This is a genomic window from Arthrobacter sp. KNU-44 (genome assembly GCF_051843155.1).
Lineage (GTDB): Bacteria > Actinomycetota > Actinomycetes > Actinomycetales > Micrococcaceae > Arthrobacter.
In genome coordinates, this window is the sequence record NZ_JBPXNG010000002.1 from 1,845,373 (window position 1) to 1,871,436 (window position 26,064).

Here is a 26,064-nt window from a genome sequence, read left to right on the forward strand (position 1 = left end):
AGCCAAAGAGGGTCAAGAAGGCGCCGTAATGGCGAGGAGCCTACTTACCGCCCTTGAAGAAACCGACGATCTTGGAGCCGAGGCCCTTGGCGTTCTCGGCCACGTCGCCCGCGATTTCCTTGGCGTTCCCGGCAACATCGCCCGCGAGGTCCTTGGCTTTCTCAGCCACGTCACCCGAGAGGAACTCCTTGACGTGCTCAGCGGCATCGCCGGCCAATTCCTTCGCGTTCCCGACCGCTTCGCCGGCGAATTCCTTGACGTGTTCCGCGGCATCGCCTGCGACGTTCTTGGCCTGTTCAGCCGCGGCTTCGGCGGTTTGCTTGATGTTGTTGACTTCTTCGCTCATGGTTTTCTCCTTGTTCCTGGCCCAAGTTTTTTGGTCCATCGGCTTGACTCGGACCCTAGGTCCGGTGTCGGCCGGGCAAGCCCAACCAAAGGGAAGAGTTCCCCCCTACCCTTCAAACTATGGCCCACACGGACGCCTCTGCAACGCAAAATGCCTGGGAGGTAACGTGGCTATCCGATTAACACGGGTTGCTATCAGTTCAACGAACGCGCTCGGCCTTGCTGAACCGGGTCCGCGCGCCTGCCCCGATATGAATCAAAACTGGAGTCCTGCGTCCCACCACCACGTCCAACGCCTCCACCAGCCGGGAGACGTCCGCGGCCAGCAGGTGCGGGGAAACGCCCTGACGAGGCTGGACCCTGACCCGGAGCCCGGGACGACCGTTGACCTCGTAGGTTGCCACCGTCACACCCGCGAGATCCGTACGTTCTGCGAGGGCCGCCTTGAGAGCCTGCTCGGCAAGGTTCCCGCCGAGGTTGACGTCGCCAGGCGTCCGGGCGTCGTCGTACTCCGACACGATGAGGTTGGCGCGGCCTTTGCCCTGCTGCGACACCCAGGCCACCATGAGCACGATCAGCACCACAAGCACCGCTGCTGCGGCAACCCAGAGCCAGCTTTCCTCCCGGCCGGGAATGCGGGTCTGCTCTGAGAGGTACTTGGCGTGTTCCCAGAGCCCGGTGGACCAGCCTTGCCACCAACTTCCCACCGCGGGAACAGTGGCGAGCAGCATCAGGAGAATGCCGATGGCCAGCAGCTTCAGGCCAAGGATGCCGATCAGGATGCGATTGAGGACGTGCGGAGTGCCGTTCATGCACCGATCACCCCGGACGTAGCGACATTAACACGGACTGAAGGCATGGGCGAAGGGGCCATTTTTCGAAGTTCATCCTCGACGGCGGCAAGGATCCGTTCCTCGTGCAAGGGCACGCCCGAGGTGGGCCGGACGTTGACCACAACCAGCCGCTGCGAAACCACCACCATGACTTGCTCCTGGGTGACGTTCGCTGCGGTCCGGGCTACCCTGGCCAGTGCCGAAGCGATGACCTCGTCGTCCACCACTACTCCGGCCCGGGAGTCCTCAAGCAAGTGGCGGGACTTTCGGCCGGGCAGGACCGCGTTCAAGAAGAAAATCAGGCCCACCATTGTCACGACCCCGCCGAGGGAACCGAGCAGCAAGGGCGAAATACCTGCAGGAAGCGCCGTGAGCCGTTCGGCAGCCGTTTGCGGCTCGATGAGCCACGGTGGTTGGCCAATGGCGCGCAAGGCGGATTCGAGGAGGGCGTAGACACACGCCGCGATCACAAGGGCCGCGGCCAGCCCGGCAATTCCCGCACGAGAGGAACGGGTCTCGCGCTTGAGGATGCGCTGGAGTCCGACGTCGATCCGGTCGCCGACGTCAGGGGTCCCCTGTGTCTGGACGCTGGGGGTGTCGCCGTCGGCGGTCTGCGCGTGCGCTGTGTCCGGGTGGCTGCGCCGGGCGTGCGGGGTCTGGGCGTGGCTCATTGGACGCGGGCTCCTTCGCTGACGCGTGCGCCGCTGATCCGGATATCCACGCGGCTCAGGGTGGAACCGCTCAGTTGGGTGACGCGCTCAAGGATGGCCGTCTTGGCAGCGACGGCCCGGTCCCAGACCGTTCCACCGTATCCTTCTACCCGCCGGGGGTCCCTGAGGACTTCGGTCAGCGAGGGCACACGGATCGGGGCGGCAATCGAGAGTGCCAGGAGGCCGTCGTCGTCCGACCATTCGGCGCGAACATCCTGCGCCGAGACACCGAGCGCTTCCGCGGCGGCCGCCTGGGCCAAAGTGGTGAGGGCCTGGGTGCTGATTCGGTTGTGGCCAGCCAGGGAGACGGCGGGCTGCACAGCCTCAGCCGTGGAACTCATGACGACGAGCGGCGGCCGGTGAGGGCATCCAGCACGCTGCGCAGGTCAAGCTTTCCGTCCGCGGCGCGGCCCAGAAGTGCACCGATTCCCATGAAGAGAAGGGCGATGATGAAACCCCACAATCCGAATTGGAAGGCCATGAACGCCACGAAGGCGCCGATCCCGATTCCGACAACGGTCAAGTTCACTGGAGTGGCTCCCTTTCCGATAATGCGCCTCTTGTTCCGGCTTTGGCTGGAGGGGCAACGTACACGTCGTTGATCTCGACGTTGACCTCAATGACTTCAAGGCCCACCAACGATTCGACGGCGCGATAGACGGCCGCGCGGACCTGGTTGGCGACATCATGCAAAGGGTATCCGTAGACGGCCACCAGATTGAGGTCCACGGCCACTTGGGTTTCTCCGACCTCGGCGCGGACACCCGCAGCATGGTCCTGGCTGCCGACGGCATCGCGAATGGCTCCGAGGGCGCGCGACGGAGCCGAGCCGAGGGAATAGACGCCCGGAACAGCCCTGGCGGCAATGCCGGCAACCTTAGCGACAGCGGAATCCGAGATCACTGTACGGCCTCTTCCTGCCACCGCTTGCCGGTCCTCGGATACCGGAGCCCCAACGGCTTCCGGTTCAGGCGCGAAGTAGCTTTCCTGCTGGTCCATTTAGCCCTCCCCTTCTCTTGAGTACCACCCTAGCGCTTGGCCAAGACAAGGCGGAGACAAGAGCAGAATCCGTCGCAGGCAGAAAAATGATGCGCGTGCACGGAAATGTTCGACTTTTGGGCACAAACCGAAAAACCCGGGCTTTTCAACTGCAGGTTAAATGAAGAAAAGCGCCCACTGCCAGACAGCGACGCGGAGCAGGCGCGATGGAAACCATCATCCATCCCGCCCCACCGCCGCCGCTAACGAGCACTGCCACCGGAACAAGGAGGAGTAAACCCAATGCCTCATGTTTTAAACTCCGTGGAGTCAGAGAGCCGCGCGGGGTCGCAGGACTGGCACGAATTTCAGCGCGGGGACAAGCTCCACGTCGCCCACCCGCTCCTCGGGAGGTTTTCAGGGGGCATAGACGAAAAATCTGATGATTCCCGGTTCCTTTGGATCATCAAGACTGATTCCGCGACCCGCCACGTCTATGAGGACCGGGAGGGGATAGGAGCATCAAGAAGCGCACTCTTGGCTAAGGCAGCATTCAAATACTGCAGTGCCACTGCAGGCGCGGCCGTTTTCAAAGGGGCAATCCCAAAGGGACAGGAGGCCCGGCGGCCACGCACTCTTGGTGCCCCCTTGTTTCGTTCGCCTGCTTGCGTTGCGGGTGACATCCCGAGCGAATTACAACGGCGTGGTGTCCTTTGGACACGGAACTCCGGCCGACCGCTCTTGGCCGGGGTTCCGACACTGGGGACCATCAGGGAACCGTAGGCGACTCGTATGAAGCGCCGGCAAGAACAATGCAGGTTGACGGAACATCCACTCTGGGCTGGTTTTCCCTACGCGCAGAGGGGGTTGATTCTGGTTCCTCTTCCGCCGTGCGCCGTCGTGCACGAAAGCCTGCTTATGACTTGGTGTCCATTTCTTGACGCACCTGCGCCGGCCTCGGACTTGCCGCGGCAGCGGCGGTGAGAGGTGTCGGTTGGTAGGCCAGGAACTTCCAGGCTTCCGCGTCTGTAACCCATACGGCGAGGTAGCTGTTCTTCAGCGTCCTACGTGAGCCGCTGACAGTGATCTCAGCGCTCATCTGGCCTGTCACGAGAGACACATCTCCTACCCGCACGATGTCCGCTATGGCATGCTCGATGCGGTGGTAGCGAAGGGTGCCACCTCGGAGTTTTCCTAAATAGGTGGCCAGTGAGTCCCGGTTTCCGCCTGTGTGCCCGTATGTCAGTTTTGCGTGACAGAGACCTTCGAATTGGTCGTAATCTTGGTCGAGGACAGCTTTATAGCGCTTATTTTCAAGCTCGTGGATGACGGCGTGGCCCGTGTCTAACGTGGTACTCAATCTGTAATGCTCCTTGGCGGTTCCCGCTGGTGTATATCTGTCGGTCGTGTGGAGCTATGCCGTTCAACTTTGAGGTGAGGGCCTGCTGCCTGAAAGTCTGTGAGGTCAAAAGCCATAGTCGCGATAGCAACTAGATTGTCGTTTGACTGCTGAGGCGCACGTGAGAGGCGTTCGACTGGGCCTCCGGCCTTGTACTGCGGCGCTGGCTTGGGCTACGCCTTGAGTGATGTCTCTCGCGTCAGTGTTGACTCTGCGATCCTGGTGACTATCCAGTCTCCAACGATCCTGGCGATTTCGTCGGAGTTCGCTTCGAAGATTAGTCCGTGTCCGTTTCCTTCGATCCCGTGTTCGGGCAGGTGGATCCATTCGACGGCGGCGCCTGCGGTCTTGAGGAAGTCGACGACTTGCGGGGCAAAGGTCGCGAAGACGGATGCTCCGCCTGTGAGGACTGCAATGGGCGTCTCTTCCAGGGCTGGGATGCGTAGGGTCCGGGCCGGCGCCTTTGCGGCTTCGTCGGCGCTTGCGCGCCGGGGTTCGTAGGTTATGGGGGCGGCCGTCAGTCCCCAGTCCAGGCGGCCGATTCCAGGGAACTCGGCGAAGGCCGGCCCTATCGGTTCCACAGCGACGATCGCCTTGACGAGGTCCGGGCGTTCGTTGGCGGTAAGCCAGCCCGCGGGTGCGCCGGCGGAATGCGTGACCAGGACGGCGGGGCCTGTCAGGTCCAGGAGGCGGCCCAGACGCTCGGCATCCATTCTCTGGGACTCGGCGAGGTCCTCGGGCAGGGGGCCCATCGCGGCGACCAGCTGGTCGATTTCGTCCGAATCACTGGTACGGGCGCATGACCATTGGGTTTGTTCGGTGGCTGCGTCGTCGGGATAGAAGAGCGACTTGGCTCCTTCGTAAGGGAACGGTGCGCCCATCTCGCCGACCACGGCGGGGTGATACGGAGATCGGCCGTGGCCTGGGCGGTCAACCACGTACACAACGAAACCGGCCTCGACAAACCTGGTCGCCCAGCCTGGCCGTCCATCGGGCGTGCCGGTCCAGTCCGTTCCCTGCCCACCCCCTCCGTGGATGAGGATCAGCGGGTAGGGATGGATTACCCTCTCGGGTGCCTCCCACGATGCAAAGAGCGGGGCGCGTTGGACCGTGCCGTATGCGCTGGAGGTCTTTTCGCCGGCAATCCACATCTGACCCCGTCTTGAGGTGATGAGCGGGTTGGCGGCATTATGGGGAGCAGGTGTAGGTCCCATGGAGAAACTTCCTTCGGTCGGGTTGCTTCTATGCGTCTTGGGGGGCAAGGACGATGTCGAAGCGGGTACGGGCCCAGGACTGATTGCCGAGGTCGCGGCCGTCGGGGGTGGGGCTGCCGGGCGTCTGCTGTTCGAACTTCTTGATGAGGGATTCCTTGACGCCGAACACGGAGTCGCCAATCTCAATCTGCGGGTCGCCGTCAACGAAGATGTGGGTAACAAGTGTCCGCAGGCCGGGGGCGGTGACCATGAAGTGCAGATGGGAGGCACGGACGGGGGACCTGCCGGCGGCCTCAAGCATTTTCCCTACCGGCCCGTCGTGCGGGATTGGGTAGGGGGTGGGGGTGAGTCCCCAAAACGCGTATTTGCCGTCCTCATCGGCGAACAGGTGGGCCCGTCCGGCGACCCTTCCGTCGGAGTACTGGACGTCGTAGAAGCCGTCGTCGTCCGCTTCCCAAACTTCGATGCGCGCCCGTGGAACCGGATTACCGTCGGTGTCGGTGACGGTTCCCTCGACCCAGCAGGGCTGGCCTGCCGCACCACCGGCTATGTCGCCACCCAGGGGGGTTTCGGGTGCGTCCTCCACAAAGAAGGGCCCGAAGACTGTGGCCTCGGTGGCGGCGGCGACGCCGGTGTACGTGGTGTTGTTGATCGCGATGGTCTGCATGGACAGGCCCAGCACGTCCGAGAGCAGGATGAATTCCTGGCGTTTGTCATCGGTGATGTGGCCGGAGGCGGTAAGGAATTCGATCCCGGTGTTCCACTCGTCTTCGGTGAGGCGGACTTCGCGGACGAAGTTATGCAGGTGCCGGGTCAGGGACTGCATGAGCTCTTTAAGGCGAGGATCTTCAGTCTTTTCGAAAGAAGCAACGACGGTGTCCACGAGTTGCAGCTCAACGGCGGACTGCTCGGAAGAGATCGGTTGAGTTGATGAGGGTGCAGTCATAGCGGTTCCTTAGAGTCCCGGTGTGGTGCCGGACCAGGCAGCGGTCAGGAGCGCTTCGAGGTTCTCGACCGTGACGGCCCGCGGATTCGAAGCGGGTATGAAGGGCAGGATGAGTTGTGCGGCTTCGGGGATGTTCTCCTCGGCCAAGCCGTGATCTTTCAGCGCCGTGGGCGCATCGAGAGCCGTGCGCAGGGCGTTGAGCCCGTCAACGGCGGTGTCAGAGCTGAACGCCGCTGCGATCCGCCACCCGGCCTCCGGTGCGAAGGGTGCGTTGAAGGCGAGCACGTAGGGAAGCACGGCGGCGTGGGTCTGGGCGTGGGGCATGTTGTATGCCCCGCCCAGGACGTGGCAGATCTTGTGGTGTATCCCCGATCCCGCCGAGGCGAAGGCCACGGCGGAGAGGTACGCGCCATACAGCGTCTCCTCCCGCCCGTCGCGGTCGTGGAGATCTCGCTTGATCGTGCGCAGCCCGCGATTCAGGGCCCGGATGCCCTCCGCGGCCAGCGTCTGGTTGATAGGATCGGTCCGGGGAGCCCACATCGAGTCCACGCAGTGCGCGAGTGCGTTCAGGCCTGACGCCACCGACAACTCCACGGGCAATGCCAGCGTGAGGCGCGCGTCGTAAATAACGGTGACCGGTAAAACCTTGTCGTCCACGCCGGTGGTCTTCCGTGAGCCCTCGGTCAGACCCCAAACGTTGGTCGCTTCGGAACCCGCATAGGTGGTTGGTACCGCGACGATGGGCAGGCCGGAGGTCAACGCGATGGCCTTGGCCAGGCCGATGGTGGATCCGCCGCCGACGCAGACCAACAGGTCGATCCCGAGGTCGGCTGCAGCGGAGCGACCCTTCTGCGCCTTCTCAAGCGGGACATGCGGGGCCACGTCGGCGTAGTTCAAGGCAACGTCGACGTCCTTCGTGAGGTCTTCCGCAACCGCAGACTGGGATGGAGATGCAATGACCATGACCCTTCGCGCCCCCAGCCGCGCGATCTCGGAGGCCAGATATTCCTCGGCCTGCCCGGTCCCGAACAGCACACGCTGCCCGATGGTGGTGTGCTCAAACGTCAAACTCATTTCCGCTTCCTACCCAACGACCGAGGCTTCACTCAACGAATGCCAGGCGCGATTGTGGTAGACGAGCGGGTGGGTGCTTTCCGCATCGTGTTCGATCTGGTCCGCAACGCTGACCTGAAGCACCTGGACGGCCACGACGGTGGAGTCCCCGGCCTCCATCCGGTTGACGATCCTGCCGCGCAGCCAGGCGTTGGCGCTGTGGAGTACCGGTTCTCCTGTGACGAGTCGGGACCAGGTCGATGTGTCGGCGAAACGGTCGATGCCGCTGGTGGCAAACGTCTTGGCCAGTTCGAGCTGGCCGGCTCCCATGAGGTGGACGACGATGGTCTCCGCATCGCGGATGGCTGGTGTGGACGAGGAATGTGTGGAGAGCGAAAAAACCAGCAACGGGGGGTTCGCCGAAAAGGAGAACACCGAGCTCGCGGTGAGCCCTACGGGCCCGTTGACGCCCTGGGTGGTGATGATGGACACGCCGGCCGGATGGTTGCGGAAGGCGGCCTTGAAGTCCTCGGCGCTGACCGTTTCGGGAAACGCCGAGGCGGGACCGGCTGTGGGCCGGACTTGGTGTGCGGATTGAGATGTCATGGTGGCTCCTGGAAAGTCGGGGGTCGGTGCGCTGTGTGGGTTTTGCGTGTGCAGGGTGGTGGCTACTTCTTGACCAGGCTGAAGTAGCTCCACTTGGAATCCTCGGCCAGGCCGGTCAGGATCTTGCCGCAGTTCTGCAGGACTACCGGACCGGAGGTGACGTGCTGGGTGCCGGCGTGCATGTCGCGGAAAAAGCGCTGTAGGTCTCCCGAACGCAGGGCGGCGGTGGCCGCCCACTTATAGACGGTCATGCAGACATCGTGCGCGGACCAGGTGGCGTTGTTCAGCGCCAGCCGGGTGAGTGTCTCTTGCTCGCGGGTGAGTTTTTCGCCGCGGCCGAGGGTGGCCTCGTTGCCTGACCAGACCTCGAAAACGAACGCCCTTGCGGAGCGGAGCTTCGCCTCGGCCTGCGCATACTCGGCGTAGTACTGCTCCGTGTCCACGCTGGCGCCGGGATTGCCTGTTTTCTTCTGCGCCAGTTCGCGCATCTCGTCCAGCAGGCGGCGTGCGACGCCCAGGGCCCACCCGGCGTGGTTGATGCCGGACATGTTCGCCAAGCCCATTTTGTAAAGCGCTCCGCCGTTGAGGGGTTCCATGGTGGTAGCTGTGTAGGTGAACGCCGTCGGGACGAAGACGTCCTCACAGACGTAATCGATGCTGCCGGTGGCCTTCAAGCCCATGACATCCCAGTTGTCGATGAGCGTGGCCTGCTCCTTGGGGAGGGTAAAGATGAGGGCCTCACCCGTTTCCTCCACGATTGCGGCCGTGTGGATCCAGGAGGCTTGGGGCATGCCCGAGGCGAAGCTCCACGATCCGGTGAGCTTGTAACCGCCTTCTACTGCGTTGGCCTTGCCCATGCGGGTGCCCTGCCCGGCGATCAACGAATAGCCGCCGTCGGGGAAGATCGTCCCGATAGCCTCGGCGCCCAGATAGGCGGCCGTGGTTCCTGTGATCATCTGCAGCGCCATAACTACCCAGCCCGAGGAGGCGTCGGCGTAGGCCACGGTTTCAATGGCCTCGATCACCTGCCGGGGCGAGGCCTCGTAGCCGCCCACGGACCGCGGGATTCCCAAGCGGAAGATGCCCGATTCGTGGAGAGCCGCGGTCACTTCGTCCGTGAGTTGGCGCCCGGCCTCGTTGGCCGCACCGTTGGCCTTGAGCACCGGGGCAATGGCGTGGAGCCGTTCGAGCAGATCGGAAAAATCGCTCATCTCGTGCAGCTGGGTTGTCTCTTCGACGAGTTCCTGCGTCATGGTGTTTTCCTCACATCAGTGTGAATGGGGCGTTTCCATGAGTGTTGCAGGTCACAGTCTGGGCTGGTCTGGCATGGCGCGAACGGGCAAAGTGCATGGCAGAACGAGACAAGGGGGTCGGAAACCCGGGTGGGCGGTCCCAGCGCGCGGGCTACGGCTGGTGTGCCCGGCCCCGATCCCTGGCCTCGCGTGCGGTGAACCCGAACTTGTTCCTGAAGGCCCTGGAGAAATGCGCCGCCGAGATGAATCCCACGGAGAGGGCAACGTCACCGACCTGCAGGTGCCTGGAACCCGTCTCTGTCAGGAGCTGGTGCGCCCGCTCGAGGCGGGTGTCCATGACGAACCGGGCGACGGAGGATTCCTCCGCTGCGAAGACCCGGGCGAGGTGCCTGTCGCTGATGCCCACGGCGCGGGCAATGCTTGAGGTGCTGAGGTCCGGCCGGTGGAAGTTCCTGCGGATAAAGCCCTTGGCCGCCAAGAGGTAGGCCTGGCCCGAAGACCCGGCGTTCGACCCGACAAGGATCCCGAAAAGATCGAGGGCTTCGTCCTCCAGTAACGGTTCGGGGGCAGTGGTGGACCGGAGTGTCCCTTGAATGACTCGGGCCAGTGTGCGCGCGTGTTGATCGGCCGCGACGCTCTCCCTGCCCCTGAGCACGCGGGGCTTTCCCGGGCTGCTGCTACCGGTGTTTTCCCGGAAGACGTCGCGGGGCATTTCGAGGATGAGCTGCCTCATGGGCGTGTGGAACCCATACATAAAGGGCCGGTCGGCGTCGTACAGGATCGCGTCACCGGCCCCCAGAGTGTCAAACCCGTCCTGATGGTAGTAAAAGGCGTTTCCCTCGAGGAGCAGGCAAAACAGGACAGAGTCGGCAGGCAGCTGCCTGATATTGGAGGCAGCACGTTCGATGATGTGGTCGTTGCCGTAGATCTCAGTGAACCTCAGCCGTTCCAGACTGAGGTTGTACATGGTGCTGACCACACTGTCCCTGGCCAGTGTCGACACGTTCAGGCCGATCAGCGACTGCTGGTTGCGTTCCTCCCACAACCCCACCCGGTGGCTCACGGGAGCCTTCCCGGTGGAGAAAACACTCACCGCAGGAACTGCCGACCCTGCCCTGGGCGCAGGCCCATCGGATGCCCCGTTCGGCGGGATGCCCGCAGGGTTAGAGTTCGTCATCGGACTCCTTAGATACAACGCCCGCGGCCCAATGGGGCCGCCGTCCTGTCTAGGGATTGTACGTCCCCTCGGATTATTCCTCCCACTGGAACCGTCGCCCTGGGCCCGCACCCGCGGCCATTTGACCGTCCCGGCCAGACTTCATGTCCAGTTCGGACAACTTCGCCCCACTCGCTCCCTATAAGGCCACGATGAGACCTGCATCACAGAGTTGTCGTTTCGGCCTTAGGCATCTGGGGACGCAACCGGGCCACCGACGGAACGAACTCCACCCATGAAACACACGCAACCGATTTTGTAACCACCCACACAGAGGCCTTCCATGCCTCGCACCTTCACCTTGCGTCCTTCCGAAAGGCCTACCTCATGATCTTGCGACAACGCCGCCGCAACCTGCTGGCATTGGCGGCCGTCCCGGCACTCCTGGTATCGCTGGCCGCCTGTGGCGGTCAAATTGACGCTGCAAACGCAGGCTCCGGCTCCAGTTCCGCGGGCAACGCCTCCTCCGTGGCCGAGGCCACGGCGCTTGCCGGACAGATGAAGCAACCGCTTAAGGAGGAGATCCCCGCCTCATCGGCCAAGATCGCGTCCAACAAATCGATCGTGGTCATTCCCTGCACCTACGCTTCGGAGGCGTGTGCCCGCGGCGCCGACGCCGCCATGGAAGCAGCGGCCTTCCTCGGCTGGAATGCCCGCATGATCGATCCCGGCGGTGACCCCGAGAAGTCGCGCCAGGCCGTGGACCAGGCCGTGCAACTCCACGCCGACGGCATCGTCTTTACAGCCGGCGTCGGCGACCTGATCGAGAACAACCTCCAGGCTGCCCGGAAGGCTGGAATCTTTACCGTCAGCACCATGGAACCGGCGGACAAACGATTCGATGTCACTATCGCCCCCGATGAGGATCTCGCCGGCAAGATGGCCGCCGCAGCCATCGCCTCCGACAGCAAGGGAGCTGCGAAGGTAATCGTGGTCACGGATCCGCAGTACCCCTCCGTCAAGCTCCGTACCGAGGCTTTCAAAACATGGCTGCCGAAGCTGTGCCCCGACTGCAAGGTTGTCCAGACCATCGAGACACAGTTCTCCCAGATGCAGACCAACCTGCCCGCCCAGGTCCAGGCGACGCTCACTGCAAAGCCCGATGTCAACTACATCTGGACCTACACCGGTGCCGCCGTCGCCGCGCTGCAGCCGACCGTCGAACGCAGCGCCAACGGCGATGCCATCCGCATGCTTTCCTTCGATGGAAACTCCGCGAACCTCAGCTTCATCACCCAGGGAAAAAGTCAGGCATTCGATGTGATCAAGCCCATGGAATACACCGGCTACCTCGCTGTCCATGAGCTGAACAGCCTGTTCGCGGGCGAAACCAAAGGCGCCAAGACCGTGCTAATGCCAGAGCGTCTGGTTGACGCTGCCTCCATGCCGAAACTTCCCTGGACCGGAGATACGGACTGGAAAGGCGCCTTCGACAAGCTCTGGACCTCCGCCAAGTAGAACGCGCCTGCCGCCGGGCTTGATGCTGCTTCCAGCCTCAAGCCCGGCAGCAGTTGAGTTGAGGGCGCACAAGCTCCCACAAGATCCGACCACTGAGGATGCAGTCCATGACCCACACCCTTGAAATCCCTCTTCCTGCCGCGTTGAGCGTCCGGAACATCAGCAAAACCTTTGCCGGCCAGCGTGCCTTGGACGATGTCTCCTTCGATGTTCCTGCGGGGAAAATCACCGCGCTGCTCGGAATGAACGGCTCCGGCAAATCAACGTTGATCAAGATTCTGGCGGGGATTTATGTCCCGGATCCGGGAGGGACGCTCAGCATCCGGGGTCGGGACCTCCGGCTCCCCCTTACCCCGGCCCAGGCGCATGACACGGCGGGACTGCGTTTCCTCCATCAAGACATCGGGCTTGTCGACAGCCTCACGGTCGCCGACAACTTCGCGTTGGTGGACAGGTTCTTCGCAGCCGGGCCGCTGGGACGGATCAACCTGCGCCGGCAGCACGAACACGTTGCCGCGACACTCTCTCTGCTCGATATCGACCAGGACCCCGGTGCCTTGGTTGGATCGCTCTCGCCGTCGGCGCGGACCATGATCGGCATAGCCCGCGCCTTTCAGGACCGCGACCGCGGCATCAGAGCGCTCCGCCAGAACATTCTCGTGCTCGACGAGCCCACAGCCTCTCTCCCGGCGGACGAAGTGGACAAGGTCCTCGGGATCCTCGAGAAACTCCGGGACAACGGCGGGACCGCCATGTACGTCAGCCACCGCATCGACGAAGTCCGCCGAATCGCTGACCAGCTCGTGGTCCTCCGCGACGGCCAGATGGTGGCCGAGGAACCGCTCGGGACCAAACTCGGCAGTGACATCGTGTCCCTGGTTATTGGCAGGGAACTCCAGGCCCGGCAGGACAAAACCCTCAACAACAGCACGGGCGCCGTGGTGCTGTCCGCGACAAACCTCCACGGCAACCGGCTCGCCGGCGTGAACCTGCACGTCCGGGCCGGAGAAATCCTCGGGATTACCGGCCTGATCGGGTGCGGGCGAAGCGAACTCATCCGTATCCTTGCCGGTGCACAACACCGGCATGACGGTGAAATGGAGCTCTCGGGCACCCCGTATTCCCCACACGACCCCGCCTCCGCCGTTGCCGCCGGCGTCACCTGCGTACCGCAAGACCGTCGCAAGGACGGGTGCGTGCTGGAGATGACCGTCGGCGAAAACCTCACCCTGGGCCGGCTCCACCACTACACCACGAACGGCGCCATCGACCGGCGCAGGGAACAGGCAGACGCCGCACAGCTGGCGAAGGACTATCTCGTGAAGGCTGCCGGGCTGCAGATGCCCATCCGTGCCCTCTCCGGTGGAAACCAACAGAAAGTCGTCGTTGCCCGTGCCGCCAGCGGCAACGTTAAGGTCCTCCTGCTGGACGAGCCCTCCCAAGGCGTCGACGCTGCGGCGAAACACGAAATCTCCCAGCTGCTGCGAACCCTCGCCGCCTCGGGCGTGGCCATCATCATTGCCTCCACGGATTACGACGACTTCATCGACCTCGCCCACCGTGTCGTGGTGCTTGACCGAGGACGAGAAGTCGCGGCACTCGAAGGCAGCGACATCACCGGCGACCGCCTCGCCCTGGCCTGCACCACATCCGTGCACGCCAACTAACACTCCAACTGCAAAGAAACCCATGAGGTACCAAAACATGACCCCCAGCAGCAGGGACCTACAGCGGCCACGCGCCCTCCGCTTCCCTTCCCCCGGCGCACTTATGAAGAACTACGGCATCGCGCTCTTCCTGGCCCTTATGATCATCGTGTTCTCCATCCTCATGCCCGCAACCTTCGCCACCGAAGGAAACCTGCGGATGATCCTCGCAGACCAGGCCATCCCGGGAATCCTGGCACTTGCGGTTGTACTTCCCCTTGCCGTCGGGGAATTCGATCTCTCTGTCGGTGCGAACCTCGGCATCTGTGCGATCTTCGGCATCATTCTCGCTGGCCAGGACCTCCCCCTTGTGCTGTTGATTGTGCTCCCGATCCTGCTGGGAACGCTGATCGGCGCGGTGAATGCCTTCATGAACATCGTCGTCGGAGTCAATGCCTTCATCTCGACCCTCGGCATGGCCACCATCCTGGGTGGCCTCAACCTGCTCCTGACGAACAGCACCCTGATCACGCACGCTTCCAAGGTGTTCACCTCCTTGGCTGGTACCAAGGTTCTCGGCCTGCAAACCGTCCTGGTCTTCTTTGCCGCCGTCGCAATTGGCCTTTGGTTCGTCCTGGAAAAAACACCATTCGGCCGCTATCTCCGCGCCACAGGCATGGGCCGCGATGCGGCCCAGCTCAGCGGTGTCCGAACTAAGCGCTACCTCGCCGCGGCCTTCATCGGCGCAGGCTTCCTTGGTGGACTTGCCGGAATGCTCCTGGCCTCGCGGTCCGGCAGCGCCACACCCAACCTGGGTCCTGAATTTCTCCTTCCCGCATACGCCGCTGCATTCCTCGGTGCCACCGCCATCCGGGCCGGCTACTTCAACGTCTGGGGCACCGTGATCGGCGTATACCTGCTCGCAGTGGGCGCCAACGGACTCGTCATCCTCGGAGCGCAAACCTGGGTGATCAATATCTTCAACGGCATCGCGCTCCTCGTGGCTGTTTCCGCAGCCACACTCGTCCAGCGCAAAAAGAAGAAGACAAAACCGGACGTCGCAACCAAATCCAAGAGCGGCGCCCCGGTAGGGGTCAGTTAGGAGACTTAGTAGCTAGCACAAAAGCACCAGCCTCTGCACGTCGCCGCCGCAATGGATGCATACAGCCCCACCTCACAGCCAATCGAATCAGCCAATCAGTAAGGACTTAGCACATGTTGAACGGAAGGCCGACCCGAATGAACAGTCTCAACCTATGTAAGCCCCTAGATACCCACAGAGGAAACGCCATGCAGGTAACGGAACCCGGCGTCCAAACGCCAAACTGGGCGACCCCACTACCTGACACACCCGATGACTGGCATTCCTGCCCGCTAACCCTGATTCATACAGCCTGGGCTGGATGGGATTACGAGCCCTGCGGCCATCACTAGGAGTCCGTAAATCCCAGGCGCTTGGCATAGAGGCAGCAGCCCCTGGCGGCACAAGGATGGTCTACGCTTATCAACTTTTTTGCACCGATATCCGCAGTGTTATCAGGAACTCTATGGCCCAAGCCGACTGCGACTGAAAAGGAACACCTTGTACATCCACAAGCCCTCGTGCGGCGCGACTCCCGGGATAGCTATCCCGGTCCTTGACCCGGAGGACTGTCTGAATAACGGTGTGTGGCTCCGGCCTGATCCGAAAGGAGACGGCCGTGTCTGAATCCACGACCGAGATGACAGGGGTGATGATCGATCCTGTGACGGGAGAGATCATCGATCAGAAGGAGCTTGCGGAGCGGCTGCTCGCGCAGGCCAAGGAACAGGGCGTGAGCCTGGTGGGCCCGGGCGGGCTGCTGAACCAGCTCACCAGGAACGTGCTGGAAACCGCTCTGGAAGCGGAACTTACCGAGCACCTCGGGCACGAGCACGGCCAGAGGCCGATCGCAGCCAACATGCGCAACGGCACCCGGCCCAAGACCGTGCTGACCGAGATCGGCCCGGTCGAGATCGAGGTGCCCCGGGATCGGGAGGGCTCGTTCGAGCCGGTGATCGTGCCCAAGCGGAAACGGCGCCTGGACGGGATCGACCAGATCGTGCTCTCGCTCTCCGCCCGGGGGCTGACTACCGGGGAGATCGCCGCGCACTTCGAGGAGGTCTACGGGGCCAAGGTCTCCAAAGACACCGTCAGCCGCATCACGGAGAAAGTCGCCGGGGAACTGGCCGAATGGTCGTCCCGGCCTTTGGACCGGATCTATCCGGTGCTCTTCGTCGACGCGGTCGTGGTCAAGGTCCGTGACGGGCAGGTGCGCAACACCGCGTTCTATGTCGTCATGGGCGTCACCGTGAACGGGGAGCGGGAGATCCTGGGGATCTGGGCCGGCGACGGCGGCGAGGGTGCCCGGTTCTGGCTGCAGGTCTTTACCGAGCTGAAGAACCGGGGCGTGGAAGATGTGTTGATCGCTGTCTGTGATGGGCTCAAGGGCCTGCCGGAGGCGATCACGACCACGTGGGAGCGGACGGTCGTGCAGCAGTGCATTGTCCATTATGCCGACCTTCGGATTATGCCGATGTGGTCGCGGGATCCTTTGCGGGACAAGGGCCCGACCCTGGCAAGGTCGGCATAATCCAGTGCGCTGATCCATGCTTGCCTTTCCGTCGTGGAGAGGAGAACGTCATGGTCAAGGTATTGCGGTCGTTCGTGCGGGGACCCTTGGAGCCGCACGTCGAAGGGTTCGCCGGGCAATTGCTTCGACAAGGGTATTCGCGGGCCTCGGCCGAGCAGCAGGTCTGTTTCGTCGCGCATCTGGACCGTTGGATGCAGGGTGCGGGCGTCGGTCTAGGCGATCTGAATGGGGTGGTGCTTGACCGTTACCTGGCCGAGAGACGTGGAGCTGGCTATCGAGAATATCGGTCGGTCAAGGCGTTGCAGCCGCTGCTGGACTACCTGGTTCCGCTTGGAGTGCTGCCTGTCCCGCGTGAGGTTCCGTTGGGGCCGGTGGAGGAGTTGTTGGCCGACTTCCGCGGCTGGCTGCTCCGTGAGCGGGGTCTTACCGAGGGCACGGTTCGCGGCTACGTCGACTGCGTGCGGCCTTTCGTCGCGGGTCGCCTGCGCGGTGAGGTGCTCGACCTTGCCGGCCTGACCGCAGCTGACGTCACCGGGTTCGTGCGGACTGCTTGTCCCGGACGGGCTGTCGGGTCGGCGAAGTTGATCGTGTGCTCGTTGCGGTCGCTGCTGGGCTGGTTGCATGTCACCGGCCAGGTGCCCATGTCGCTGGCCACAGCGGTGCCGTCGGTGGCGGGTTGGCGGCTGTCAGCCTTGCCGAAAGGACTCGAGCCTGACGAACTGCGGCGTTTGCTGTCCGGCTGCGATCGGCGCACCACGGTCGGTCGGCGCGATTTCGCAGTGATGCTGCTGCTGGCGCGGATGGGCCTGCGCGCTGGCGAGGTCGCAGCTCTCGGGTTGGACGATATCGATTGGCGCCGCGGTGAGGTGGTGATAGTGGGGAAAGGCAACCGGTCCGAACGATTGCCACTGCCCGATGAGATCGGCGCGGCGATCGCGGCTTACCTTCGCCGGGGCAGACCTGCCGACGCCGAGGGACGCAACGTCTTCGTTCGTGTTCACGCCCCGCACCGGCCATTGACCACCGGAGGCGTGACCATGATCGTGTTCGACGGCGCGCAACGCGCAGGGCTCCCCAGAATGCACGCCCACCGGCTGCGCCATACCGCTGCCACCGCGATGCTGCGCAGCGGCGCCCCGCTGACCGAAGTCGGGCAGGTCCTTCGGCACCGGTCAGCGATGTCCACGGCGATCTATGCCAAGGTCGACCACGCGGCTCTGGCCGTGCTGGTCCGGCCCTGGCCCGTCGACCCGGCCAGTGGTCTGTCATGAGCCGGCTTCTGAATGAGCAATTGGCTGACTACCTGGGGCTGCGCCGTGCGCTGGGTTACCGGTTGGCCCGGCCGGAGAAGCTGCTCCGCCAGTTCCTCGATCATCTCGAGCAGGCCGGCGCGGATGTCGTCACGACCGAGGCGGCGCTGGACTGGTCGCGGCTGCCTGCCAACGCAGACTCTAACTGGCACGCCTATCGGTTGTCGGTGGTTCGTGGCTTCGCCACCTACCTGCGCACCCTCGATCCGGTGCATCAGGTCCCAGCCCCGGACATGCTGCCGCAGCGGCCGCACCGCGCGAGCCCGTACTTGTATTCCGACGCCGAGATCGCAGGGCTGATCGCCGCGACGGCCACGCTACGCACCCCATTGCGGCGGGCCACGTTCTCGACGCTGATCGGTTTGCTTGCCGTGACCGGCATCCGCGTCGGCGAGGCGATCGCATTGAACCAAGATGACCTGGACCTCACGCAACGGCGGCTCCTGGTGCGGTTTGGGAAGTTCGGTAAGACCAGAGCGCTGGTGCTGCACCCAACGACAGCAGACGAGCTGCGCGGCTACCAGCAGCTGCGTGATCGGCTTGCCCCGTCGACCGGGACGTCGGCTCTGCTCGTATCCACGGCGGGAACCAGACTGATCTACTGCAATGTCCACCACACGTTCAAGCAGTTGTCCCGTCTCGCCGGTCTGCGACCGCGATCCGGGTCATGCCGGCCCCGCATCCACGACCTTCGGCATTCCTTCGCCGTGCGGTCGATGCTCGACGCCTATGCAGCAGGCCAGGACGGGCAGACCCGCCTGACGCTGCTGTCCACCTGGATGGGCCACGTCCATCCGGCCAGCACCTACTGGTATCTATCCGCATCGCCCGAGCTCATGGCCTTCGCCGGGCAACGCCTCGACGCATACCTCGCCGACCAGTCAGCAGGCCGGTCATGAGCGCCCTCGCCCCGACCTTGGAAGCGTTCTTCACCGACCGCCTTATCCGGCAGCGGAACGCCAGCGCACACACAGTTGCCGCCTACCGCGACAGCCTGCGGCTGCTGCTCGGATACGCCTCGGCACAGACAAGGCTCACGCCGTCAGCACTGGATCTATCCGATCTCGACGCACCGTTGATCGCCGGCTTCCTCGATCACCTCGAACACGACCGGGGCAACAGCATCCGCACCCGCAACGCCCGCCTGGCCGCGATCCACTCCTTGTTCCGGTTCGCCGCAATGGCCCACCCCGAGCACGCCGCCAGCATCGCCCGGGTGCTGGCAATCCCGCCAAAACGCTTCGACCGGGCCCTGATCACCTACCTGAAAGAGGCCGAGATCAATGCGCTTCTCGCCGCCTGCGACCGAACCACCCGGACCGGCAGACGCGACCACGCGCTGCTGCTGCTCGCCGTTCAGACCGGGCTACGGATCTCCGAAATCACCGGGCTCACCCGCGCTGACGTGCACCTTGGCACCGGCGCGCACGTCGCTTGCCACGGCAAAGGGCGCAAAGACCGGATCACCCCGCTGACCAGCGGCACCATCACCGTCCTCCGCGGCTGGATCAACGAACAGCACGGCGACCCCAACAACCCCCTGTTCACGACCCTCCGCGGCGCGAAGCTCAGCCACGATGCAATCGAGCACCGAATCGCCCACTACGCCAGCACAGCGGCCGCCGCCTGCCCATCACTGCAGGGCAAAACGATCACAGCACACGTGCTCCGGCACACCTGTGCCATGCGGCTCCTGCACGCCGGCGTCGACACCAGCGTGATCGCGCTATGGCTCGGTCACGAGAGCGTCGACACCACGCAGATCTACCTACACGCAGACCTCGAACTCAAGGAGAAGGCCCTGGCCAGAACCAAACCACCCACCGGCCGGGCCGGCCGATACCAGCCGCCCGACAGCCTCATCGCCTGGCTCGAAGGGCTCTGATTATGCCGACCTCGCCAGCGTCAGACCCCTGTCCCGCAAAGGATCCCGCGACCACATCGGCATAATCCGAAGGTCGGCATAATGCACGTTATGCCGACGTCGGCATAACGTGCACCTGATCCGCAACAGCTTCCGCTACGCCGGCCGCCAGCACCGCGACGGGATCGTCAAGGCGCTCAAGCCGGTCTACACGGCCCCGTCCGAGCAAGCGGCGAAGGACCGGTTCGCCGAGTTCACGGCCGAGTGGGGCCAGCGATACCCGGCCATCGTGCGGCTCTGGGAGTCCTCCTGGGCGGAATTCGTGCCGTTCCTGGAGTACGACGTGGAGATCAGGCGGGTGATCTGCACAACAAACGCGATCGAGTCGATCAACGCCCGCTACCGGAGGGCCGTGAGGGCCCGCGGGCACTTTCCAAACGAGGCCGCCGCCCTGAAATGCCTGTATCTGGTCACCAGGTCCCTTGATCCCACCGGCGGAGGTCGGGCACGCTGGGTCATGAGGTGGAAGCCTGCGCTGAACGCGTTCGCGATTACCTTCGCCGGCCGGTTCGAAAGAACCATTCACTAATGAAAACCGGCCGGACCCACACACCGTTTATCGGACAGTCCCTGACCCGGAGCAGCTACAGGGGAGAGAAGTTGAGATAGGCCGGTACGATCGCATCATCGACGCGGGTGTGGTCGACTGCATAACTGCTGATGGTTCCGTCTTGTGGCTAAAGCCGGACGCCCTGAACCATCGCCGCCTGATTCAGCTCTCTCCGGGACTTAATATCCGGGTCCTGGCGTCAGATGACATGGTCGTTGTGCAGCTCTCACAGCCTGCTGCTTCCGGGACGGCGTCTGCCAGAAGCGACTTGAAAGCCCTCGTGACGCAAGGCCAAGCGGGAGATGCGGCACCACTCCCCCGTTCGCCCTTTTCAGGCCACGCAGGCCAAAATATGGCCGGGTAATTAGCTCACAACCTAGCACAATTCTCGTTGCCTATCGCCGCTACCGCTCAAAGGACCTGGCGCAGTCCTTCCGAAGCGCTTCCAGTCCCGGTCCGGACTAAAGAACCGGAAAACGGGCGACTCTTACTGGTCCATCAGGCGGTCTGGAAGGATCGTTTGGATAATCCGATGACGAAGCCATCGATGGTGGTAGTGACGGGCGCGGTGGGATCCGTTGCTGCGCCGAGGGTGACGAACAATGGGGTGAAGTGCTCGACGGTGGGGTGTGAGCGTTGGGCGCCTGGAGCGTGGGTGCGGAAGCGCGCAAGTTCGTCGACGTCGCCGCGGGCGAGGGCGTCTGCGGCCCATTGGTCGAACTCGATGGACCATGTGGGTGGGGTGGTCCGGTGGGAGGCGTCGGCGTATTGCAAGCCATGAGTCATGAACCCGGAGCCAATGACGAGAATTCCTTCTTCCCGCAGCTTTTTGAGCCGCTGCCCGAGGGAGAATAGCCGTCTGGTGTCGTGGGTGGGGAGTGACAGTTGCAGTATGGGGATGTCCGCAGCGGGGTACATGGCTTTCAGGGGCACCCAAGCGCCGTGGTCGAGCCCGCGGCCGCGGTGTTCGTATACGTGCTCCGTTGTGGGAAGGACGTTCATGATCTGCTGTGCGAGGTCGGAGGGGTCAGGAGAATCGTAGCGCAGCCCGTAGTACATGGGGGCGAAGCCGCCGAAGTCGTAGACCAGTTCGGCGGGTGTGGTGCTGGTGATCCCGAGGCTGTCGGATTCCCAGTGGGCGCTGATGACGACGATTGCTTTGGGTTTGGGCATTGATCGCGCCCATCCGTGGAGCTGCTGCATCCAGGCGGTGTCCTCGAAGGTATTGGGTGCGCCGTGGCTGATGTACAGGCTGGGCATCGGTCCATCCTGGGCGCTCCATGGCTGATGCGGCGCTTTCTCGTTGGCCAGTGCTGCGCGGCGCAGGTGCGCGGCGAGCGGATGACTGGCAGGAATGAGGGCGTCAGCGGCCGCCGTGCTCCGAGATCTTCCGGCAGGGGCCGCTGTGGTGTTGCCGGGGTTGGGCGTTCTCATGGCTGTCCTCTTTCTAGTCCGTGGCCAGGTTTGGTTGGTCTCACTCGGCCGGCGGGATGGTGAGGGTGTGTGCGGTGTGGTCGCGTTTGGCGCTCAAATAGGCGTGGTTGGCGGGGGTTAGGTGCACATCGGTGGGAAGCTGTTCGGTGATGGTAATGCCGCGGGCGGTCAGTTGGCCGGCCTTCTCGGGGTTATTGCTGAGCAGGCGGACGGAGTTGATGCCGAGGGCGCCGAGCATTTGGGCGGCGGGCGTGTAGTCGCGCTCGTCTTCGCTGTGGCCCAGCGCGACGTTGGCTTCGTATGTGTCCAGGCCGGTGTCCTGCAGTGCGTAGGCATCGAGTTTGGAATACAGGCCGATGCCGCGGCCTTCCTGGCGGAGGTAGAGCAGGAACCCACCGGCGGCGGAAATTTTCTCGATGGCTTCTCGCAGTTGGGGCCCGCAGTCGCAGCGCTGGCTCCCGAACACGTCGCCGGTCAGGCATTCGCTGTGCAGCCGGACCAGCGGCGCCGGATCCTCTGGCTTCGGGTTCAGCATGGCCTGCTCCCACTCGCCGAGGGCGAGCAGCAGGTGTTCCTTTCCGTCGACCAGGCCATGGAAAGTCATCACCTGGGCGGTGGCGCTGAGGCCGTCCGGGAAGTGCAGTGGCACGGTGACCTGGCTGCGTACGGTGGCCCCAGCCACTAGTCCCGCCAGCGGGGCGGGGGTTTCAGTTAGAACAGTCATCTCAGGTCCTCAGGAGTAGGGCGGTCATGCGGGTAAGACGACAGTCCAAGTCGTCGAATAGTTCAACCTTGAAGTTAATAGTAGGGGTGCTTAGTTCAAGATGCAAGTAATTTGGACCGGCTATAAGTTAAAGCATGAAGTTAACGGGCTATGCTTGTCGCATGGAAGCTTCCGGGGAACCGCGATGGTTAAACAGCGAAGAGAGCCAGGCGTGGCTCGCTCTTGTGGGAATAATGATTCGGCTTCCCTCTGCACTGGACGCGCAGCTTCAGCGGGATGCCGGGCTCAGCCACTTTGAATACCAGGTCCTCGCGGGCCTCTCAGAGGCCCCGGACCGCACGCTTCGGATGAGCGATTTGGCCAAGTTCGCGGAATCAGCACTTCCTCGTCTGTCCCAGGTCGTCGGGCGCCTTGAAAAGCGTGGTTGGGTAAGTCGTTCATCCGACCCCACCGACGGGCGCATCACTATGGCTAAGCTAACCGCAGCCGGCTGGGGGAAAATCGTTCAGACCGCACCTGGACATGTAGAAGAAGTAAGGAGCCTCGTCTTCGACCCCCTCACGAAGGTCCAAACACGCCAGCTGACCGACATTGGCCGACGCATTATGCGGGCCATAGACCCTGAAGATCGTTGTCTCCGCAGTTCCGATTAGCCCAGCCCGTTGGTGATGAACCACCAGGGGTGCTGCTCGACTTCAGGGGTAATTCGGGAAGATGTGGCGGTGCCCGAAGGCGTTTGTGTTAAGGGCTGCTGCCGGCTGCCTTGGAAACCGAGGCGGAAGCCAGGAAGGGCCGGGCGCCAAGCTCGAACTTAGAGCTGTGAGTTTCCGCAGAGTGATTGGCCGTTGCGACGTGTCGCGATCCGCATGAACTGCTTCCGGCACAGATGGTGTTCAGCCACCTTCGCTGGTTCTGACCTTGCATGGCAGGCGGGTAGCGAGCGATTCGTGGACGGCGAGGCGCACAGCGAGGTTTTGTTCGGTTAATTCCCTGTTTATGATGCCTGCTGCATGGCCGCGTGCCAGGATGCTGCTGAAGCGTTCAATCTCGACCTTGAAATCCTTCAAAGCCGCAGTCGAACGTTCCCAGGACTCCTTTGTAGTCGAGGATGGCTGCCACGGTTGTTTCAACGGGATCCGAGGAGCTTGTTCCTTTGGCGTAAACGCTGGTCGGAGGGCCGCCCATGACCATGTTCATGATGTCGATGGCGTAGCAGCCGACGTCGTTGACTGCCCCGCCTTCCAGGTTGGGCTGGAGCCGGACCTCGCCGGGGACCCGGTCCATGTTGAAGTGGAAGCGGGCGTGCGTGGAGACGACGTCGCCTATCCTGCCTGCATCCAGGAGCTCCCGGACTTTATGGTGCTGTGGGTGGAAGCGGTACGTGAACTCCTCCATGAGGCTTACCTGGTTCCGTTCGCACGCTTCCGCCACCCGCCGCTAGTCATCCAGACTGCATACCAGCGGCTTCTGGCACAGGATGTCCTTGCCGGCATTTGCCGCTGCGATGATCCACTCTGCGTGAAGGCCATTGGAATTGGGAGGTAGACAGCTTCGATGTTCGGGTCGGCGAGGAGTTCTTCATGCGATGAGTAGGACGCCGGGACCCCGAACCGATCAGCTATTTCAGCAGCCCTCCCGTTGGGGCTGGAGACTGCCGAGGCCGCGGCGTTGCGGGCCTTCTTCATGGCGAGGAGAAATCTATCCTGGGCGATGCGGGCGGTCGTGAGCGCTCCCCAGCGTACGGCTGTCATGAGGCAAGTTCCGCCTTCTTCCGCAACCGCGCCAAACTCGTGGCCGCACGCATCCCCACCAGCCAGGAACCATGGATGCAAGACCTGACCTCACAACTCCAGAACATCCCGGACCCTGACCGGCGACGGCGAACGCTCCAGGAGATCCTCATCTACCGGGACCGCTAGGCCATCACCGACACCACCACCCCGCTCGGAACCCCTGTCAGCTGGGACGAGCCTGACATGCAACACCAACGCCAACGGCTCCAGACGAAGTTCTCCCCCTGTTATCCAGACCCGCACCAGTCCCGCGACGGCAACGGTGGACCCCTCCCAGCTGTCCGCTTCGACACGGGACATGGGACTGCGGATCTAGACGTCGGTCATGCTGTATTCGAGTCCGGCAGCGTTTCGTCCTGCGAAAATTCCAAGTCGGTGCTCCGTGTTTCGCTTACAAATTCTTGTCCGATAACCGCCGCGTCGCGCCCATCACGTCCCGCAATGCCAATAGCTACAGTTTCAGCTACACCTAGATGCACTGCACCCCCAAGAAACGAAAAAACCCCCGAATTATCGGGGGTTTAAGGTGGCTCCGACCGGCGTCGATCCGGTGACCTTTCGATTTTCAGTCGAACGCTCTACCAACTGAGCTACAGAGCCTTAGGTGACAATGTCACCATGATTGCCGGAATTTCTTCCGGCAATCAGAGCGACCCTGACGGGACTTGAACCCGCGACCTCCGCCGTGACAGGGCGGCGCGCTAACCAACTGCGCTACAGGGCCTTGCTTGTTTGCAGTATCTCTACCGCTTTTTTCAAGGCTTCCAGCTTACCAGACTTTCCAGTCCGGCCTGACCAGTTCCTTGCGTACCCCCAACGGGATTCGAACCCGTGCCGCCGCCGTGAAAGGGCGGTGTCCTAGGCCGCTAGACGATGGGGGCCTGGAACAATCCGAATTCGCGACGGTCAACAACGCTATGCGTTTACCGCTTCTCGCTCGTCCGAACTGGACTCTAAAACTTTAGAGCATAGTCGGGGATATTCCCAAATCGCGCCCTGCGGAACGCAAACCAGAACGCAAACGAGGACGCAAACCGGGCCTCAAACCGCCGTTCAAATCCACTGCGTCAGAGTTGGCGGTTTCTTGTTGAAAGACGTCCGAATTCCGCCAGTCCGTCGAGCCCATCCCGGGCTAGATTGGCATCATGGCCACAAGCACCCCAATCTCTCCGGCGACCACCCCCTCCCGGACCATCAGTAAGCTCGGCATCGCCGCCGTCATCGTCACCGTTGTCCTCTGGGCATCCGCCTTCGTGGGCATCCGGGCCGTGGGACCCAGCTTCTCCCCCGGTTCCCTGACGCTCGGACGGCTGGTGGTTGCCGCCGTCGCGCTCGGCATTGTCGCCCTGCCCAGGCTCAAACGCTGGCCCAAAGGCCGCGAATGGCTGCCTATCGTGGCCTACGGTGTCATGTGGTTCGCGGGTTACAACCTCGCCCTGAACGCCGCCGAGCACATGCTCGATGCCGGAACCAGCGCCATGCTCATCAACGTCTCACCGATCCTGATCGCCGTCCTCGCCGGCGTGATCCTGAAAGAAGGCTTTCCGCGGTGGCTGATCATCGGCAGCCTCGTGGCGTTTGGCGGCGTTGCGCTCATCGCGCTCGGTTCGGGACAGCGCTCGACGGCGGATGTCGCCGGAGTGCTGTTGTGCCTCCTTGCCGCTGTGCTCGCCGCGGTGAGCGTGATTGTTCAGAAACCCGTGCTGCGCAAGTTCTCGGCGGCACAGGCCACATGGTTTGGCATCATGGTGGGCGCCGTGTGCTGCCTGCCGTGGGCCGGACAACTGGTGGCCGAAGTGCAGGCCGCACCTCTTCCGGCCACTCTCGGCTTGGTGTATCTGGGGATCTTTCCGACAGCCATCGCTTTCACCACGTGGGCCTATGCGCTGTCCCTCATTGAGGCCGGTAAACTTGCCGCCACGACGTACCTGGTCCCGGGCGCCACGATTCTGATTTCCTGGGCGGTGCTCAAGGAGATCCCCACCATCTGGGGCCTCGTGGGCGGCGTCATCTGCCTCGTGGGCGTCGGGTTGACGCGGCGCCGGTCCCGCTAGGATCAC

General features: G+C 63.2%; 25 protein-coding genes, 3 tRNA genes and 2 pseudogenes. 10 read left to right on the forward strand and 20 right to left on the reverse strand.

What is annotated here, in order from left to right; genetic code table 11:
* Positions 1-40: 40 nt before the first annotated feature.
* The 13 genes from ACSVHC_RS09490 to ACSVHC_RS09550 form a co-directional block, all read right to left on the reverse strand.
* Positions 41-346 carry a hypothetical protein gene (locus ACSVHC_RS09490; protein ID WP_437772196.1) on the reverse strand — a complete coding sequence of 102 codons (306 nt, stop codon included), beginning with the start codon at positions 344-346 and terminating at the stop codon, positions 41-43.
* A 199-nt stretch (positions 347-545) separates the two neighbouring features.
* The gene (locus tag ACSVHC_RS09495) at positions 546-1,157 is read right to left on the reverse strand and encodes a hypothetical protein (RefSeq protein WP_437772195.1); all 612 of its coding nucleotides are present in this window, start codon (positions 1,155-1,157) and stop codon (positions 546-548) included.
* Positions 1,154-1,849 carry a hypothetical protein gene (locus ACSVHC_RS09500; protein WP_437772194.1) on the reverse strand — a complete coding sequence of 232 codons (696 nt, stop codon included), beginning with the start codon at positions 1,847-1,849 and terminating at the stop codon, positions 1,154-1,156. The genes ACSVHC_RS09495 and ACSVHC_RS09500 overlap by 4 nt, the downstream gene beginning before the upstream one ends.
* Positions 1,846-2,229: a hypothetical protein gene (locus ACSVHC_RS09505; RefSeq protein ID WP_437772193.1), complete on the reverse strand. Its 384-nt coding sequence runs from the start codon at positions 2,227-2,229 to the stop codon at positions 1,846-1,848. Before ACSVHC_RS09505 ends, ACSVHC_RS09500 begins: the two co-directional genes overlap by 4 nt.
* Positions 2,226-2,417, reverse strand: a complete 192-nt coding sequence (locus ACSVHC_RS09510; protein ID WP_059388473.1) for a DUF2273 domain-containing protein — start codon at positions 2,415-2,417, stop codon at positions 2,226-2,228. The genes ACSVHC_RS09505 and ACSVHC_RS09510 overlap by 4 nt, the downstream gene beginning before the upstream one ends.
* Positions 2,414-2,887, reverse strand: a complete 474-nt coding sequence (locus ACSVHC_RS09515) for an Asp23/Gls24 family envelope stress response protein (protein ID WP_437772192.1) — start codon at positions 2,885-2,887, stop codon at positions 2,414-2,416. Before ACSVHC_RS09515 ends, ACSVHC_RS09510 begins: the two co-directional genes overlap by 4 nt.
* Positions 2,888-3,782: 895 nt before the next feature.
* Entirely contained in the window at positions 3,783-4,226 is a 444-nt protein-coding gene (locus ACSVHC_RS09520; protein ID WP_439180892.1) for a nuclear transport factor 2 family protein, read from the reverse strand.
* Between the two features lie 212 nt (positions 4,227-4,438).
* Positions 4,439-5,479, reverse strand: coding sequence for an alpha/beta fold hydrolase (locus tag ACSVHC_RS09525; RefSeq protein ID WP_437772190.1), 1,041 nt, complete (start codon positions 5,477-5,479; stop codon positions 4,439-4,441).
* Positions 5,480-5,507: 28 nt separating this feature from the next.
* Entirely contained in the window at positions 5,508-6,425 is a 918-nt protein-coding gene (locus ACSVHC_RS09530) for a dioxygenase family protein (RefSeq protein WP_437772189.1), read from the reverse strand.
* A 9-nt stretch (positions 6,426-6,434) separates the two neighbouring features.
* Entirely contained in the window at positions 6,435-7,499 is a 1,065-nt protein-coding gene (locus ACSVHC_RS09535) for a maleylacetate reductase (RefSeq protein WP_437772188.1), read from the reverse strand.
* A gap of 9 nt (positions 7,500-7,508) precedes the next feature.
* Positions 7,509-8,084 carry a flavin reductase family protein gene (locus ACSVHC_RS09540; protein ID WP_439180894.1) on the reverse strand — a complete coding sequence of 192 codons (576 nt, stop codon included), beginning with the start codon at positions 8,082-8,084 and terminating at the stop codon, positions 7,509-7,511.
* Between the two features lie 62 nt (positions 8,085-8,146).
* Positions 8,147-9,337, reverse strand: coding sequence for an acyl-CoA dehydrogenase family protein (locus ACSVHC_RS09545; protein ID WP_437772186.1), 1,191 nt, complete (start codon positions 9,335-9,337; stop codon positions 8,147-8,149).
* A 151-nt stretch (positions 9,338-9,488) separates the two neighbouring features.
* A complete protein-coding gene (locus ACSVHC_RS09550) occupies positions 9,489-10,514 on the reverse strand; it encodes a helix-turn-helix domain-containing protein (RefSeq protein ID WP_437772185.1) in 1,026 nt (341 codons plus the stop codon).
* Positions 10,515-10,880: 366 nt separating this feature from the next.
* Here ACSVHC_RS09550 and ACSVHC_RS09555 point away from each other — a divergent pair, with 366 nt between their 5' ends.
* The 8 genes and pseudogenes from ACSVHC_RS09555 to ACSVHC_RS09590 all read left to right on the forward strand — a co-directional run.
* On the forward strand, positions 10,881-12,011 hold the full coding sequence (locus ACSVHC_RS09555; protein WP_437772184.1) for a sugar ABC transporter substrate-binding protein: 1,131 nt from the start codon (positions 10,881-10,883) through the stop codon (positions 12,009-12,011).
* Between the two features lie 107 nt (positions 12,012-12,118).
* Positions 12,119-13,678 carry a sugar ABC transporter ATP-binding protein gene (locus ACSVHC_RS09560; protein WP_439180896.1) on the forward strand — a complete coding sequence of 520 codons (1,560 nt, stop codon included), beginning with the start codon at positions 12,119-12,121 and terminating at the stop codon, positions 13,676-13,678.
* A gap of 37 nt (positions 13,679-13,715) precedes the next feature.
* Positions 13,716-14,759, forward strand: coding sequence for an ABC transporter permease (locus tag ACSVHC_RS09565; protein ID WP_437772182.1), 1,044 nt, complete (start codon positions 13,716-13,718; stop codon positions 14,757-14,759).
* 631 nt (positions 14,760-15,390) lie between these two features.
* A pseudogene (locus ACSVHC_RS09570) lies at positions 15,391-16,188 on the forward strand (IS256 family transposase); the annotation flags it as partial.
* Positions 16,189-16,319: 131 nt separating this feature from the next.
* Entirely contained in the window at positions 16,320-17,540 is a 1,221-nt protein-coding gene (locus ACSVHC_RS09575) for a tyrosine-type recombinase/integrase (protein WP_439180390.1), read from the forward strand.
* Positions 17,537-18,478: a tyrosine-type recombinase/integrase gene (locus ACSVHC_RS09580; protein ID WP_439180391.1), complete on the forward strand. Its 942-nt coding sequence runs from the start codon at positions 17,537-17,539 to the stop codon at positions 18,476-18,478. The genes ACSVHC_RS09575 and ACSVHC_RS09580 overlap by 4 nt, the downstream gene beginning before the upstream one ends.
* Positions 18,475-19,464 carry a tyrosine-type recombinase/integrase gene (locus ACSVHC_RS09585; RefSeq protein ID WP_439180392.1) on the forward strand — a complete coding sequence of 330 codons (990 nt, stop codon included), beginning with the start codon at positions 18,475-18,477 and terminating at the stop codon, positions 19,462-19,464. Before ACSVHC_RS09580 ends, ACSVHC_RS09585 begins: the two co-directional genes overlap by 4 nt.
* 109 nt (positions 19,465-19,573) lie before the next feature.
* Positions 19,574-20,032: pseudogene (locus ACSVHC_RS09590) on the forward strand (transposase); the annotation flags it as partial.
* A 519-nt stretch (positions 20,033-20,551) separates the two neighbouring features.
* On the opposite strand, the gene ACSVHC_RS09595 reads toward ACSVHC_RS09590, so the two are convergent.
* Entirely contained in the window at positions 20,552-21,487 is a 936-nt protein-coding gene (locus tag ACSVHC_RS09595) for a dioxygenase family protein (protein WP_437772181.1), read from the reverse strand.
* A gap of 40 nt (positions 21,488-21,527) precedes the next feature.
* Positions 21,528-22,211 (reverse strand): GTP cyclohydrolase II, encoded by a 684-nt coding sequence (locus ACSVHC_RS09600; RefSeq protein WP_439180897.1) that lies wholly within the window; start codon positions 22,209-22,211, stop codon positions 21,528-21,530.
* 233 nt (positions 22,212-22,444) lie between these two features.
* Between ACSVHC_RS09600 and ACSVHC_RS09605 the strand changes: the two genes are divergently transcribed.
* Positions 22,445-22,864 carry a MarR family winged helix-turn-helix transcriptional regulator gene (locus tag ACSVHC_RS09605; protein ID WP_439180898.1) on the forward strand — a complete coding sequence of 140 codons (420 nt, stop codon included), beginning with the start codon at positions 22,445-22,447 and terminating at the stop codon, positions 22,862-22,864.
* A 388-nt stretch (positions 22,865-23,252) separates the two neighbouring features.
* On the opposite strand, the gene ACSVHC_RS09610 is transcribed toward ACSVHC_RS09605, so the two are convergent.
* The 5 genes from ACSVHC_RS09610 to ACSVHC_RS09630 form a co-directional block, all read right to left on the reverse strand.
* Positions 23,253-23,606, reverse strand: a complete 354-nt coding sequence (locus ACSVHC_RS09610; protein ID WP_439180899.1) for a Gfo/Idh/MocA family protein — start codon at positions 23,604-23,606, stop codon at positions 23,253-23,255.
* A gap of 5 nt (positions 23,607-23,611) precedes the next feature.
* Positions 23,612-23,962, reverse strand: a complete 351-nt coding sequence (locus ACSVHC_RS09615) for a Gfo/Idh/MocA family oxidoreductase (protein ID WP_437772177.1) — start codon at positions 23,960-23,962, stop codon at positions 23,612-23,614.
* A 569-nt stretch (positions 23,963-24,531) separates the two neighbouring features.
* Positions 24,532-24,604 (reverse strand) — tRNA-Phe (locus tag ACSVHC_RS09620).
* Between the two features lie 50 nt (positions 24,605-24,654).
* Positions 24,655-24,728 (reverse strand) — tRNA-Asp (locus ACSVHC_RS09625).
* 84 nt (positions 24,729-24,812) lie between these two features.
* Positions 24,813-24,885, reverse strand: a tRNA-Glu gene (locus ACSVHC_RS09630).
* A gap of 264 nt (positions 24,886-25,149) precedes the next feature.
* Here ACSVHC_RS09630 and ACSVHC_RS09635 point away from each other — a divergent pair.
* The gene (locus ACSVHC_RS09635; RefSeq protein ID WP_345447907.1) at positions 25,150-26,058 is read left to right on the forward strand and encodes a DMT family transporter; all 909 of its coding nucleotides are present in this window, start codon (positions 25,150-25,152) and stop codon (positions 26,056-26,058) included.
* The last annotated feature ends 6 nt before the right edge of the window (positions 26,059-26,064 follow it).